At 59.6% G+C, this 255-nt stretch carries 1 protein-coding gene; it reads right to left on the bottom strand.

Annotated elements, in window-relative coordinates:
* Positions 1-82 precede the first annotated feature (82 nt).
* A partial coding sequence (locus tag KDM89_RS23150) for a MotA/TolQ/ExbB proton channel family protein (RefSeq protein WP_212689901.1) occupies positions 83-255 on the bottom strand: 173 nt, incomplete at its 5' end.

The following is a 255-nucleotide window of genomic DNA, read 5'->3' as shown; positions in this document are numbered from 1 at the left end:
ACAGGAGACAGTCAGGGCACGACGGGGCCGGGGTCTGGTGTGCGGAGTTCAGGAGGCGTTGCCTCCTGTGATTCCGGTCAGATTATTTCTTGCCCATGTTGCCGGACAGCAGCACGGAGTGCAGGTCAGCAGCGAAAGCACGTACTTCTTCCATCGCGGATTTGTTGCGGCGTACCAGGAAGTTGTAACCCAGAACGGCAGGAACAGCGACGCCCAGACCGATCGCGGTCATGATCAGCGCTTCACCCACAGGAC

The sequence above is a fragment of the Cognatundibacterium luofuense genome (genome assembly GCF_018139685.1).
Lineage (GTDB): Bacteria > Pseudomonadota > Gammaproteobacteria > Burkholderiales > Burkholderiaceae_D > Undibacterium > Undibacterium luofuense.
Note: the sequence above shows the minus strand (reverse complement) of the source record. Positions and strands in the feature narration are given on the sequence as shown.